The 13629-nt window shown below is 35.4% G+C and carries 15 protein-coding genes; 14 read left to right on the forward strand and 1 reads right to left on the reverse strand.

Features of this window, described 5'->3' with window-relative positions; translation table 11 throughout:
- Positions 1 to 30: 30 nt before the first annotated feature.
- From BJL90_RS08750 to BJL90_RS08810, 13 genes are all read left to right on the forward strand, one after another.
- Positions 31 to 291: a metal-sensitive transcriptional regulator gene (locus BJL90_RS08750; RefSeq protein WP_070966700.1), complete on the forward strand. Its 261-nt coding sequence runs from the start codon at positions 31 to 33 to the stop codon at positions 289 to 291.
- A 225-nt stretch (positions 292 to 516) separates the two neighbouring features.
- On the forward strand, positions 517 to 828 hold the full coding sequence (locus tag BJL90_RS08755; protein ID WP_070966703.1) for an ArsR/SmtB family transcription factor: 312 nt from the start codon (positions 517 to 519) through the stop codon (positions 826 to 828).
- Positions 829 to 992: 164 nt separating this feature from the next.
- Complete coding sequence (gene arsB, locus BJL90_RS08760; RefSeq protein WP_070966704.1) at positions 993 to 2063, forward strand: ACR3 family arsenite efflux transporter; 1071 nt, start codon at positions 993 to 995, stop codon at positions 2061 to 2063.
- Between the two features lie 65 nt (positions 2064 to 2128).
- The gene (locus BJL90_RS08765) at positions 2129 to 2428 is read left to right on the forward strand and encodes an MTH1187 family thiamine-binding protein (RefSeq protein ID WP_070966706.1); all 300 of its coding nucleotides are present in this window, start codon (positions 2129 to 2131) and stop codon (positions 2426 to 2428) included.
- Positions 2429 to 2686: 258 nt separating this feature from the next.
- Positions 2687 to 3253 (forward strand): glycerol-3-phosphate responsive antiterminator, encoded by a 567-nt coding sequence (locus BJL90_RS08770; protein WP_070966709.1) that lies wholly within the window; start codon positions 2687 to 2689, stop codon positions 3251 to 3253.
- Positions 3254 to 3403: 150 nt separating this feature from the next.
- On the forward strand, positions 3404 to 4237 hold the full coding sequence (locus BJL90_RS08775) for an MIP/aquaporin family protein (RefSeq protein ID WP_070966711.1): 834 nt from the start codon (positions 3404 to 3406) through the stop codon (positions 4235 to 4237).
- Between the two features lie 49 nt (positions 4238 to 4286).
- Positions 4287 to 5816, forward strand: a complete 1530-nt coding sequence (glpK, locus tag BJL90_RS08780) for a glycerol kinase GlpK (protein ID WP_070966714.1) — start codon at positions 4287 to 4289, stop codon at positions 5814 to 5816.
- Positions 5817 to 5997: 181 nt separating this feature from the next.
- The gene (locus BJL90_RS08785) at positions 5998 to 7512 is read left to right on the forward strand and encodes an NAD(P)/FAD-dependent oxidoreductase (protein WP_070966717.1); all 1515 of its coding nucleotides are present in this window, start codon (positions 5998 to 6000) and stop codon (positions 7510 to 7512) included.
- Positions 7499 to 8764, forward strand: a complete 1266-nt coding sequence (locus tag BJL90_RS08790; RefSeq protein ID WP_070966719.1) for an NAD(P)/FAD-dependent oxidoreductase — start codon at positions 7499 to 7501, stop codon at positions 8762 to 8764. The genes BJL90_RS08785 and BJL90_RS08790 overlap by 14 nt, the downstream gene beginning before the upstream one ends.
- Positions 8765 to 9127, forward strand: coding sequence for a DUF1667 domain-containing protein (locus BJL90_RS08795; RefSeq protein ID WP_236905050.1), 363 nt, complete (start codon positions 8765 to 8767; stop codon positions 9125 to 9127).
- A gap of 28 nt (positions 9128 to 9155) precedes the next feature.
- Positions 9156 to 10547 carry a sigma-54 interaction domain-containing protein gene (locus BJL90_RS08800; RefSeq protein ID WP_081561912.1) on the forward strand — a complete coding sequence of 464 codons (1392 nt, stop codon included), beginning with the start codon at positions 9156 to 9158 and terminating at the stop codon, positions 10545 to 10547.
- A gap of 91 nt (positions 10548 to 10638) precedes the next feature.
- Entirely contained in the window at positions 10639 to 10842 is a 204-nt protein-coding gene (locus BJL90_RS08805; protein ID WP_070966721.1) for a hypothetical protein, read from the forward strand.
- Between the two features lie 158 nt (positions 10843 to 11000).
- Positions 11001 to 11231, forward strand: coding sequence for a glutaredoxin family protein (locus tag BJL90_RS08810; protein ID WP_081561913.1), 231 nt, complete (start codon positions 11001 to 11003; stop codon positions 11229 to 11231).
- 44 nt (positions 11232 to 11275) lie between these two features.
- Here BJL90_RS08810 and BJL90_RS08815 read toward each other — a convergent pair whose 3' ends face one another.
- The gene (locus BJL90_RS08815) at positions 11276 to 13090 is read right to left on the reverse strand and encodes a heme NO-binding domain-containing protein (protein WP_070966724.1); all 1815 of its coding nucleotides are present in this window, start codon (positions 13088 to 13090) and stop codon (positions 11276 to 11278) included.
- A gap of 284 nt (positions 13091 to 13374) precedes the next feature.
- Between BJL90_RS08815 and BJL90_RS08820 the strand changes: the two genes are divergently transcribed.
- Positions 13375 to 13593 (forward strand): hypothetical protein, encoded by a 219-nt coding sequence (locus tag BJL90_RS08820; protein WP_070966727.1) that lies wholly within the window; start codon positions 13375 to 13377, stop codon positions 13591 to 13593.
- Positions 13594 to 13629: the final 36 nt, after the last annotated feature.

Consider the following 13629-nt stretch of genomic DNA (forward strand, 5'->3'; position numbering starts at 1 on the left):
ATTTACAGAGATTGAATAGGAAGTGAAAAGTTGGAACAACAACAGATTAGAAAAGATATTTTGAATAGACTGAAGACAATTAAAGGACACATTCAAGGAATTGAAAAGATGATTGAAGAAGAAAAGTCTTGCGAAGATATTTTGCTGCAAATTGCTGCAGTAAAGTCTTCGGTGGAAAAGGTAGGCTCCATTATTATCGAAGGTCATGCTAAAGATTGTTTATTAAAAGAAAATATCACATCAGAAGAAGTGGAAAGAATCTTAAAAACTGTTATGAAATTTGCAAAGTAAAGCCTTATCTTAAAAAAGATAAGGTTTTTTCTGTAATTTTATTCTAAGTTCCTAAATCATAATAAACATATTGACATGAATCTATATATTTATTATGATAAACATATAACATATAGATGAATGCAAGTGTATTAATGCAATCTTTTAAGGAAAAATCCTTATTTTTATGGAGCATTGAAAGCATATCTCTTTTAAAATAAAGGATGAATTAAGTGAGGTGAAAGAGTGAAAGAGTATATAGATGTTTTTAAGGCTTTATCAGATGAAAACCGTTTAAAAATACTAAAAATTCTTACCTGTGGAGAACTATGTGCTTGCGATATACAGGATCATTTAGGGCTAACCCAGCCTACAATTTCCCACCATATGAAGGTGTTGCAACATGCAGATTTGGTGAATATAGATAAAAGGGGAAAATGGATGTTTTATTCTATAAATTCTATAAAAGCACAAGAACTTTGCAGTTTTGTAAAGGAAATCACTACCCATTGCGAAGGAAACCCCTATGGCATTACGCCACGCAAGTGTGATGATTAGAGGGCTGTGTTATAGAAAAAAATCAGCTCCTATAACCAAATACTTCTATAGCCAAATAAATTTTTCACCAAAGGAATTCTTCATATTATTCTTCACCTATAGAAGGTAATAGTTATAGATGGCTGACTTTATATAAATTATTAAAAACGAAGGGGTGTTTATGGATGTCAAAAAATCAAGAAAAGAAAGGCGGGGGCCTAGGTTTTTTTGAAACCTACCTTACTGTATGGGTTGCTCTATGTATTGTTATAGGAGTAGCTATTGGACAATTCTTGCCAATTGTTCCGGAGGTTTTAAGCCAATTTGAATATGCGCAGGTATCCATTCCTGTGGCGATATTGATTTGGTTGATGATTTATCCTATGATGTTAAAGATTGATTTTACCAGTATTGTAGAGGCTACTAAAAAGCCTAAAGGACTTATTGTAACTTGCGTAACCAATTGGTTAATCAAACCTTTTACCATGTATTTAATTGCAGCCTTCTTCTTAAAAGTTGTATTCCAAAATTTGATTCCTGAAGCTTTGGCAAATGATTATTTAGCTGGTGCAGTATTGCTAGGGGCAGCTCCTTGTACTGCTATGGTATTTGTATGGAGTCATTTGACGAAGGGAGATCCTGCCTATACACTGGTACAGGTGGCAGTGAATGATCTTATTCTATTAATTGCCTTCACTCCAATTGTTGCACTATTATTGGGAATTACCAATGTAACTGTACCTTATGATACTTTGCTTTTATCTGTTGTTTTATTTATTGTTATTCCTTTAGCAGGGGGATACTTTTCAAGAAAATACATTGTAAAAAATCACGGTATAGAATACTTTGAAAATGTATTTTTAAAGAAGTTTGATAATGTTACGATTATCGGCTTGTTATTAACGCTGATTATCATTTTTACCTTCCAGGGTGATGTTATCTTAAGGAATCCTTTACACATTTTACTGATTGCAATTCCCCTAACAATTCAAACCTTTTTTATTTTTACGCTGGCTTATGGTTGGGCAAAGGCTTGGAAATTGCCTCATAATGTAGCATCACCTGCTGCGATGATCGGCGCCAGTAACTTCTTTGAACTAGCGGTGGCGGTGGCAATATCTTTATTTGGGTTAGAGTCAGGAGCTACACTGGCAACTGTAGTAGGAGTATTGGTAGAAGTACCGGTTATGCTGGCTTTAGTTAGAATAGCTAATAATACAAGGCATTGGTTCAGCGAAACAAAATTGAGCAGATAGTATCGTTTAAAAAGTCACTGATAACCTTAAGCATATATATTTTAAAAATTAAAGGAGGAATTTTAATGGCTATCATAGAAATAACAGTGATCCCTTTAGGAACAGCTACTACCAGTGTTAGCAAATATGTTGCTGCTTGCCATAAGGTGCTAAAGGAAGAGAAGGATATCAAGTATCAATTAACTCCTATGTCTACAGTATTAGAGGGAGACTTAGATAGAGTGCTGGAAGTGGCAAAAAAGCTTCATCAGGTACCCTTCCAAGAAGGTGCTCAGAGGGTGGCTACTACCATGAAGATTGATGATCGTAGAGATAAAACCAACACCATGGAAGGGAAAATTGCTTCTGTAAAAAGCAAGCTTTAATAGAAGGGAAGTTTTAGTATTCAACAAGAACCCTCCCTATTGTCCACTATTGTCAAAAAAAATCACTGGTTATCAGTGATTTTTTTATGGGCATTTCACAGGTTGATACTTTTTACCAAGCATAGGGATATTTCGATAATAAAATTTGGTAAAAGGTATCAAAATTTTATTAAAAGAAGTTGTAAAACATTGAAATATTTATCGTAGTAAAGTTGGCATAAATTTTGCTAATATATTTTATATAAGGAGGCGAAAGCTTTGGGAAAAGAATTTTATAATAGTATTCAGGATAGTCCTATTGTGGCAGCGGTAAATGCTGTAAAGGACTTAGAGATGGCAATAAAATCTGACTGTGAAATAATTTTTTTACTGACTGGAAATATCTTCAATTTAAGGGATATGGTAGAAAAGATCAAGTGCAATAACAAATTAGTTTATTTACATATAGATTTGCTAGAAGGTTTCTCTAGAGATTTGATTGCGTTAAAATATATTTACGAAAACATGAAACCTGATGGTATTATCACCACCAAGAGTAGTTTGATTAAAAAAGCAAAAGAGATGAACATTTTTGCTATACAGAGGTTGTTTATATTAGATTCTCTATCCTTAGAAACTGGTATAAAATCTATCCAAAATATAAAACCCGATGCTATAGAAATTCTTCCTGGCATTATGCCGAAAATCATCAAGAAAATTAGTGATGAAACAAAGCTTCCTCTTATAGCTGGGGGATTGATTGAAGATAAAGAAGATGTTATTGAGAGCTTAAAGGCTGGAGCTATAGGGGTTTCTTCCAGCAATAAAAAAATTTGGCAGTTATAGGATGGCCATCCATTAACGAATAAAAAAATTTACTTGATTTAGGAAAACGTTACAAAAAGGAGGGAAGTCAATAGATAAGGTTTATGTAGGATATACAGTGGTTGTGATTTTATAAAAAAATTTATGTTGTAAAAATGGGGGGAGAAATTAATGATGAAAAAGAATCTAAAGGGAGAGCTTATATCAGAATTTATAGGAGCTTTTATCCTATTATTCTTTGGATCAGGATCTGTAGCAACGCTAGTATTGAAGGGGGCTGATTACAATCTGTGGGATATTTCTTTGCTTTGGGGACTTGGCGTAACGATGGCAATCTATGTTACAGGAGCAGTATCTGGTACCCATATCAACCCGGCGGTAACGATTGCTTTAGCTGTATTCAAAGGATTTCCATGGAAGAAAGTTGTACCTTATACAATAGCTCAAGTTGCAGGTACTTTTACGGGTGCTGCTATGGTATTTGGCTTATATAGTAGATCTTTTGCAGAATTTGAAGCATCTGCTGGTATAATTAGAGGTAGTATAGATAGTATGACGACAGCAGGAGTATTTTCAACCTATCCTCATTCCTATTTATCAAATATCCATGCCCTCATTGTTGAAATCGTTATTACTGCCATCTTGGTATTAGTTATCTTTGCACTAGGGGATGAAAAAAATATAAATGCACCTAAGGGCAAGTATGCTCCCTTTGCAGCAATTCTAATAGGAATTACTATTGCTATTATAGGAGGTACCTTTGGTTCATTAACAGGATTTGCGATGAACCCTGCAAGAGACTTTGGCCCAAAATTATTTACTTCCTTAGCAGGTTGGGGTAGAATTGGTTTACCAGCGCCGAATAATTATTTTTGGGTACCCATTCTAGGCCCTATTATAGGAGCACTGATAGGCGGTTATTTATATCAGCATGCTGTTAGTAAGTATATCTTAGTACAGAAGGAAATAGAGAAAGTAAAAGAAGTGCAAGAAAAAGCTGCATAAACTAGAGAGATAAAAAATAAGCAGTGAAGATGACAAAGGAGGGTTTATTTTGAAAAAATATATCATGGCGTTAGATCAGGGAACAACCAGCTCTAGAGCTATACTATTTGATCATAATGGAAAAATTATAGGGGTGTCACAAAAGGAATTTACACAATTTTATCCGAAGGCTGGATGGGTAGAGCATGATCCAATGGAAATATGGGGGACGCAAAGTGGTGTAGCGAGAGAGGTTTTGGAGAAAACAGGAATAGACCCTCATGAAATAGCAGCTATCGGTATTACCAATCAAAGAGAGACAACTATTGTATGGGATAAAGCTACAGGAAAACCTATTCATCATGCTATTGTATGGCAATGTAGGAGAACCGCAAACCTATGTGATGAATTAAAGAAAAAAGGCATGGAAGAATATATTAGAAATCATACAGGCCTAGTTGTAGATGCTTATTTTTCGGGAACGAAAATTAAATGGATTTTAGATCATGTAGAAGGGGCTAGAGAAAAAGCCGAAAAAGGCGAACTGTTATTTGGGACTGTTGATACTTGGTTGATATGGAATTTAACCAGGGGCAAAGTACATGTAACAGATTATTCCAATGCTTCTCGAACAATGCTATATAATATAAAAGAGCTGAAGTGGGATGAAAAAATATTAAAGGAATTAAACATTCCTGCATCTATGTTGCCAGAGGTAAAACCCTCCAGCATAGTATATGGTTATACTGATCACCAGACCTTTGGTGGTGCAGATATTCCAATTGCTGGCGCAGCAGGAGATCAGCAGGCAGCACTATTTGGGCAGGCATGTTTTCAACCTGGTATGGCAAAAAACACCTATGGTACAGGATGTTTTATGCTAATGAATACAGGAGAAAAATTTGTTCCCTCCAATAACGGGTTATTGACCACCTTAGCATGGGGGGTAGAGGGGAAAGTAGAATATGCTTTAGAAGGAAGTATATTTGTGGCAGGAGCATCCGTACAGTGGCTAAGGGATGAGTTAAGACTCATCCGAGATGCTGAAGATACTGAGTACCTGGCCACAAAAGTAAAAAATTCTAATGGAGTATATGTAGTACCAGCCTTTACAGGCATGGGTGCTCCCTATTGGGATATGTATGCCAGAGGGACAATTGTTGGGTTAACAAGGGGTGCTAAAGCAGAACATATTATAAGAGCTACATTAGAAGCTATTGCTTACCAAACAAGGGATGTTTTAGAGGCAATGCAGGAGGATTCAGGAATTCAGTTACAAACCTTAAAGGTGGATGGGGGTGCTGTTGGTAACAATTTCTTAATGCAGTTTCAGTCGGATCTATTGGGTGTAGAAGTAGAACGACCAGAAGTAACGGAAACAACAGCCTTGGGAGCAGCTTACCTTGCGGGTTTAGCGGTAGGGTTTTGGAAAGATAAAGAAGAAATTGCCTACAAGTGGAAGGTTAACAATACTTTTTGTCCTTCTATGGGGGAAATGGAAAAAGAAAAAATGTATAAAGGTTGGAAAAGAGCTGTAAATCGTGCTTTAAAGTGGGCTTTAGAAGAAGAGGAAGAAGCTGAAATAGAAGGAACAGTATAAAAAGTTATTATAAAATTCAGTAAACTAACTTTACTAGAGATGAAAATCATGATATGATAATGATAAAACAAATAATAAAAAAGGCCGAGAATTGGAGAGCCGTGTAAGTTAACCTATTTAGATGATATAGGTTGATTTTATGCGGCTTTTTTGCGTTTTTTATACGGAAGGAGAGAATAAAATGTATGATATAGCCATTATAGGGGCAGGGGTAATAGGAACATTTATTGCAAGAGAACTATCAAAATACGATTTGAAAATAATACTACTTGAAAAGGAAAATGATGTAGCAAACGGTACAACCAAGGCCAACAGTGCTATCGTGCATGGAGGCTATGATCCTGAACCAGGAACACTAAAGGCAAAGCTGAATGCAAGAGGAAATGCTATGTTTGATGAAGTTTGTAGAGATTTAAGTGTGCCCTTTAAAAGAATCGGTTCTTTGGTGGTAGCTTTTAATGAGGAAGAAATGGCAGTAGTTCATGGTTTATATGAGAGAGGCATTCAAAATGGTATTTCTCACATAGAGGTGATTGATAGGGAGAGACTTTTGGCGATGGAGCCAAATCTTAGGGATGAAGCTGTTGGAGCCCTCTACGCACCAACAGGTGGAATTATAGGACCTTGGGAATTAACAATTGCTTTAGCAGAAAATGCAGCAGAAAACGGGGTAGAAGTAAGCCTGAATAGCGAAGTAACTAGCATAGATAAAACTAAAGAGGGTTATAACATTGTTCTTGAAGATGAAAAAATTCAAGCGAAGCATATTATTAATGCAGCTGGCCTATTTGCTGATAAGATTCATAATATGGTAAGTGCTCCAACCTTTGAGATTATTCCCAATAGAGGACAATACTATCTTTTTGATAAAAGCATAGGAAAATATGCAAAAACTGTGCTGTTTCAATGTCCTACATCTGAGGGTAAGGGAGTTGTGGTCTTACCAACAGTTCATGGAAATCTGTTGGTTGGGCCAACTGCACAGACAGCTAAAACAAAAGAAGATTTACAGACAGATGCAAATGCATTCTCTTTGTTAAGGAAGCATGTAGAAAAAACAATAAAAGACCTACCTTTTCATCAAGTAATTACTGCTTTTGCAGGGCTAAGGGCAAAAACTGCTACAGGGGATTTTATTATTGAAGAATCTAAAGAAGCACCAGGTTTTATCAATGTGGCTGGAATTGACTCTCCAGGTTTATCGGCGGCCCCGGCTATTGCTGAATATGTGGTGGAAATAGTAAAAAGCATCAGGGGTATGCTAGAGAGGAAAAAGGACTTTAACCCTGTAAGGAAACCTTTTAAGCCCTTTATCGAATTATCTGATGAAGAAAAGAGAGAATTCATTTGTAAAGATGCTAGATATGGTAGAGTTATCTGTCGATGTGAAAATATAACGGAGGGAGAAATTGTAGATATTATTCATAGAAAGATAGGTGCCACTACTGTTGATGGCGTAAAGAAAAGGGCAAGAGCTGGAATGGGCAGATGTCAAGGCGGATTTTGTACCCCTAGAGTTATGGAGATCATAGCTAGAGAACTCAAAATCGATATGACAGAAGTTGTTAAGGATAAAAAAACAGCTTATCTATTAACAGGGGTAACAAAAGAAAAAAAGGTTTATGATATTACTGACAAACTGTCAGCCCAGTCTAAAACAACAGAAGCAGGGGGGGAATATTATGCTAAAATATGATATTGTCGTAATTGGTGGAGGCCCTGCGGGGCTGGCAGCGGCAATCGAGGCGAAGAAGAATAATGTAGAGAATATATTAGTGATTGAAAGGGATCGGGAGTTGGGTGGTATATTGCAACAATGTATTCATAATGGCTTTGGTCTACATGTCTTCAAAGAAGAACTGACAGGACCAGAATATGCTGAAAGATTCATTCAGGAGCTTAAAGCAATGGGTATCGAGTATAAACTGGATACAATGGTATTAACCATTGACAAAGATAAATCCTTATCAGCGATGAATACGGTGGATGGGTTGATGAGAATTGAGGCGAAGGCCATTATTATGGCTATGGGGTGTAGAGAGAGAACAAGAGGTGCTATTCAAATTCCTGGTGAAAGACCTGCCGGCATATTTACTGCTGGAACAGCTCAAAGGTTTGTAAATATGGAGGGTTATATGGTAGGGAAAAAGGTGGTTATTTTGGGTTCTGGAGATATAGGATTAATTATGGCAAGAAGGATGACCCTAGAGGGAGCTGAAGTAAAAGCAGTTATTGAGTTAATGCCCTATTCAGGAGGATTAAGTCGTAATATTGTTCAATGTTTAGAAGACTTTGGTATACCTCTTTTACTAAGCCATACAGTAGTTGATATAGCAGGGAAGGATAGATTGAAGGGGATTACTATTGCTAAAGTAGATGAAAACAGGAAAGTTATTGAAGGTACTCAAGAAGCTATAGACTGTGATACATTGTTATTATCAGTAGGCCTAATTCCTGAAAATGAATTGTCAAAAAACATAGGTATAGCTTTAAGTGATGTCACTGGGGGGCCTATTGTAAATGAATCAATGGAGACTTCTGTTGAGGGAATCTTTGCCTGTGGTAATGTTGTTCATGTTCATGATCTGGTAGACTGGGTAACGGAAGAAAGCAGAAGAGCAGGAAAAAGTGCTGCTAAATATGTGAAAAAACAACTAAAGCAGGATGGGAACTGTTTTAGAACCATACCTGCATCAGGCATTCGCTATATTGTGCCTCATCAGGTAAGGGTAGAAAATATTGAAGAATCGCTGGAATTATATATGAGGGTAGATAATGTATACAAAGACGTTAAAATGATTGTTAAAGCTGATGGAATTGAAATAAAAAAAGTGAAAAAAAACCACTTAACACCTGGAGAGATGGAGTCTATCAAGTTGTCACTAAAGGATCTAATAGAAAGAAGAATAAAAGAAATCACGGTGGAGTTGCAAAGGGAGGGAGCATAAGTGGAAATAAAAAATATGACTTGTATAGTTTGTCCTTTTGGCTGTAAATTACAAGTGAGACCTCTGGATGTTGATGGAATGGAATTTGATATAAAAGGAAATAAGTGTCCCAAAGGGTTAGATTATGCGGTGAAAGAATTAAGAAACCCCACAAGAGTTATCACTTCAACTGTAAAAATTAAATATGCCCATTTAAATAGATTGCCGGTAAGAACAAGTGAGGCTATAGCTAAAAACTTGATGTTTAAGTGTATGAAAAAATTAGATTTTGTAGAAGTAAAAAGCCCAGTGAAAGCAGGAGATGTGATTATACGAGATATACTAGGTACAGGCATAAATATTATAGCAACCAGAAGTATGTAAGGAGAATTGAAAAGGGGGGAGAATAAGGATGAAGACAGCAACTGTTACGAATATTCATAAAAATATAAAAAACAAAGGTACATTGCCTATAGACTTTCATTATGAGGATGTATTGGAGTATATGTCGGAGGGTGTTTTAGTTATTGATGCCTCAGGCAAGGTAGTTTATTCAAATTCTGCTTACTCAAAAATATTTGGCATTAACAACATTGCTATTTTAGGAAAAAGTATTTTCTGTGTTAAACACGATGACGCATTAATAAAATCTTTTAAAGAACAAAAGAGTATTGAAGGCAGCATCGTTTTTCCTAATGTAAAAATCTATACCTCCCCTCTATATTTTGATAATAAATACAAAGGCATTATGGCTATCTATAGAGAAGAAAAAACCACGAATGATAAAGAAAAAGTTGTTCAATTGGAAACCTCCAACACAAAAAAGATCGTCTTAAATGACTGTTTTAAAAGAATCATCGCTAAAAGTAATGGTATGAAGAAGGTGTTGTGGACTGCTCAGAAGGCATCCAAGGTTTCCTCAACTGTATTAATTAGAGGCGAAAGCGGTACGGGAAAGGAATTGGTAGCAAAGGCAATTCACGATTCCAGCAGTAGGAAAGACAAACCCTTTATTAAAGTAAATTGTGGTGCTATTCCCTCTAACCTTTTAGAATCAGAACTATTTGGCCATGAGCAGGGGGCTTTTACAGGAGCTATTAAGAGAAAAATAGGAAAGTTTGAACAGGCTGATGGTGGTACCATTTTTTTAGATGAAATAGGAGATATGCCTTTGGAAATGCAGGTGAAGCTGTTACGGGTCATTCAAGAAAAAGAGTTGGAGAGAGTAGGAGGAATAGAAACAATAAGCTGCGATGTGAGAATTCTTTCCGCTACCCATCACAATTTGGAAAGACGGATAGAACAGCAGCAGTTTAGAAAAGATCTATACTATAGATTAAACGTTATTTCTATAAACTTACCACCCTTAAGGGAACGTAGAGAAGATATAACGCTATTGTGCAGTTATTTAACTGATAAAATAAACAAAAAAAACGGTGGTCATATTGTCAAACTATCTAAAGATGTAGAAAAAGCCTTTTATCATTATGACTGGCCTGGCAATGTAAGAGAATTAGAGAATTTAATAGAAGGCTTGGTTGCATTAGCAGAAGAAGAAGTGATTGATTTAGAAGAAATTCCTTCGCATATCTCAAATGTTTATCAAAGAATATATTCTTGTGAGGAAAGTTCATTGATTCATATAACTGAAGAAAATAAAATCCCCACCTTAGAAGAATATGAGAGAGAAATCATAAAAATGGCACTTGAAAGGTTTGGCAGCTTTAACGCTGCGGGTAAAGCATTAGGCGTTACCCATAAGACTATTGCTGCTAAAGCTAGAAAATATAATATCATAGATTAACCTTTGAAGGATATTCGTCCTTCTTTTTTGTATAGATTATCAATAAGTGTATCAAAATAATAGGTAGTAAATATATACGCGAGGTGATGATATGGAAGAAAAGAGGGAGGTTGTTTCCTTTATACAAGAATTAGACCAACGAAAGGGATTTTTTAGTAATATAGGGGAAATTAACAAGTATAATATGACAGCAATTGTAGAACTAATACAGTATAACAATATGAAAGAATATGGAGACCCTTTATATACAAGAGAAGAAATTCGTAGAGGAATAAAAAAATATTTGACAAAATAAAGAAAGACGGGGAAAATATATAAATAGAAGTGTATTATTTTTTTCTATGAAACAACATAATCTACTAAGGAATCCTCATTAGTATCAGTATTTATTGTTTCACTGAAGGACTATTGGGTATTGACAAAGTATAAAGATAATTTTAAGGAGGCGTTAAAATGTCAAAAGAAGTAGTAGTTTTTACAAGTAATACATGACCTCATTGTGGTACAGTGAAGGAGTTTCTTTCACAAAAAGGTGTAAGTTATACAGAACGGAATGTTCAAAACGACCCAGAAGCCAGAAAAGAACTGATGAAGAAGGGTATTATGGCGGTGCCGGTTGTTATGATTGACGGAGAAACTGTCGTAGGTTTCGATCAAAATAAAATTGAAGAGTTGCTGGGTTAGATGAAAAGATAAGGCGAAGATAAAAATCTTCGCCTTTGGTTCTTTTATATACTATACTTTTGTAACTCTTTTCTAAAGTTTTGTGTCAGTGCTTCTAGTAAAGCAATATTTTCTGATAACTCCTTTACCTTTTCAGAATATTGGGTGACGTTGGCGCTCATTTCTTCCGAGGCAGCAGAATTTTCTTCAGAGATGGCTGCAAGGGAATGGATGTTTTGTATCACTTCTGTTAAATGATTGGTTTCTGTGGACATCTCATCAATTAATTTTACAATCACATTAGATACCCCAACAATTTGATGGGTAGAGGCTTGGTTATCAATGGTGACCTTCTCTAAGGTAGTGTTACTGGATTCCAATTGAGTGTATTGGGTTTCAATAGCTTGAACAAAGCCTTCAATTTGTTGAATGAAAAAAATCAAGTTGGCATTGATATCCTTCACGGCACTTTTGGAATTTTCCGCCAGTTTTCGTATTTCTTGAGCAACGACAGTAAATCCTCTTCCTGCTTCTCCTGCGCTGGCGGCTTCAATAGCAGCATTAAGAGCTAGGAGATTGGTTTGGTCTGCAATAGATTCAACGGTAGAGCTAATTTCCATAATTTTTGTAGCTTGTGAGGATAATTCTTTTCCTTGATGGTTGACGGTGGAAAAATTATCCTTTACTTCATTGATCATGGCGGTGACATTTTTTACATCATTAAAGGATAATTCTAAATGTTTTACTGCATCCTCCAGTTGATCTTTTCCTTCTGTTTCTTCTTCTACAATTCTGTTGAGTGTGGTAATATATTGATCTAAGACATTGACAGCTTCCTCTGTTTCTTCAGCTTGATTGGTAGCACTAAGGGCAACTTCATGAACCACCCCAGCAATGGAATCTGACAGGTCCTTCATATTTTCTGCTATGATAGAAAACTCATGAACAAAGTTATTCATGTCATCTGTACCCCCCTTAAGAAAGAGGAAATCCTTCTTTATGGTACTTTTAGCATTGTTAAAAAGATGAAAGGTATCTTCTAAAGAATCCTTGGTCTTCACAACAGTTTTGCTGGAAAAATCGTATTGTCCTATTTTATCTATTTCTTTGGTAAATAAATCCATAGGTTTCATTACGATAGAGGACACAATATAGCTTGTCCCTAAAGTGATCAATGAGATAATGCTATTAGCTAATAAACTGTCTATACCTTGTATTATCATAGAAGAAAAGAAGACGATGATACCAGTGAACAAACTGATTTTTAAAGGGATACTCTTTAAAAAACCTAGTCCTAAAACTTTTGATAAAGTAGCATCCACAATTTTATCTGGGGATTTTTCTAATCGAATATTTACCGTCATATATTTTTTACCATCTTCTGTGATGCCAGATTGGAGGATATCATATTCTAGTTTTTCGTTAAAATAAGCTGCACTACCCTCCAAAAGACCTAAAAAGTAATCAAACAATCCACGTTTTGACTGATAAGTAATTTCAATTTCTTTCTCGCTAATTTCTCTGGCAAGAAGCCGCGGAGGATTAGCGCCTTTAATCATTTTTGTTAGTTGCGCATGGACATCGTCCATCATCATAAGGAAACCTTTTAAACTATATCTTTCGAAGTAAGAAGGAAACCACCTTTGAAAAGCTTTAATGTTCTGTTTTCCTACTTCCCGCCAAATAACATCTACTGATTGATTCGTTTGCTGAGAAATATGTTGAAAGACAGAAAAAATTTCATCATCGGCAATATCCTCCAGTGGCGTAATAATTCGATTGTTTTCCCAGCCCACTGATTTTACTGCATGGCTGACAATATCCTCACCAAAAATACTTCGAAGACTGATTAACCAAGTGGAGACAACAGTACCCTTCATAAATTCACCCCTTTAAAAGTTATGTATAGATAGCATAGGCGTTAAGTTAACGCTAATGATATGAATATTTAAGTATAATAGCAAAAACTATGACTATATTTTAAAATGCGACCTAAGCTTATGTATAAAATAAGAAAAAACAAGTTATTACAATTATATCAAAAAATTACCTTATTAAACAGATAAGGTAAAAAAACAAGAAAATAATACAAAGAAAAATATAAATCTCTTTGGAGAATGTGCTATAATAGCTTTTATAAAGTAAAAGAGTTAGGGTGATATAAATGGGACTTCTGTTGTATCAGTTCTTTAGTTTAATTTTAATTATTGTATTGTTTACAGTACCTATTGTTGTGGCTGTTTTATTGATTAGACATGTGGGTAAGTCAAAGTCTTCTATTGAAGTAGACACAGAAACGTATCTTATTGAAAAGATTATAGATTTAGAAAGACGTATTCAGGAATTAGAAAGTCAACTGTCAACCAACATAGATGAAGAATGATTTGATGAGGAAGTTTTTATGATATAGTAAATATAT

Origin of the sequence: Clostridium formicaceticum (assembly GCF_001854185.1) — a bacterium.
Taxonomy (GTDB): Bacteria; Bacillota; Clostridia; order Peptostreptococcales; family Natronincolaceae; genus Andreesenella; species Andreesenella formicacetica.

Coding starts and splice junctions, on each gene's coding strand:
- arsB (WP_070966704.1), top strand. CDS start 993: ATGTCAAAAAATCAAGAAAAGAAAGGCGGGGGCCTAGGTTTTTTTGAA.
- BJL90_RS08765 (WP_070966706.1), top strand. CDS start 2,129: ATGGCTATCATAGAAATAACAGTGATCCCTTTAGGAACAGCTACTACC.
- BJL90_RS08775 (WP_070966711.1), top strand. CDS start 3,404: ATGATGAAAAAGAATCTAAAGGGAGAGCTTATATCAGAATTTATAGGA.
- BJL90_RS08785 (WP_070966717.1), top strand. CDS start 5,998: ATGTATGATATAGCCATTATAGGGGCAGGGGTAATAGGAACATTTATT.
- BJL90_RS08790 (WP_070966719.1), top strand. CDS start 7,499: ATGCTAAAATATGATATTGTCGTAATTGGTGGAGGCCCTGCGGGGCTG.
- BJL90_RS08800 (WP_081561912.1), top strand. CDS start 9,156: ATGAAGACAGCAACTGTTACGAATATTCATAAAAATATAAAAAACAAA.
- BJL90_RS08805 (WP_070966721.1), top strand. CDS start 10,639: ATGGAAGAAAAGAGGGAGGTTGTTTCCTTTATACAAGAATTAGACCAA.
- BJL90_RS08815 (WP_070966724.1), bottom strand. CDS start 13,090: ATGAAGGGTACTGTTGTCTCCACTTGGTTAATCAGTCTTCGAAGTATT.
- BJL90_RS08820 (WP_070966727.1), top strand. CDS start 13,375: ATGGGACTTCTGTTGTATCAGTTCTTTAGTTTAATTTTAATTATTGTA.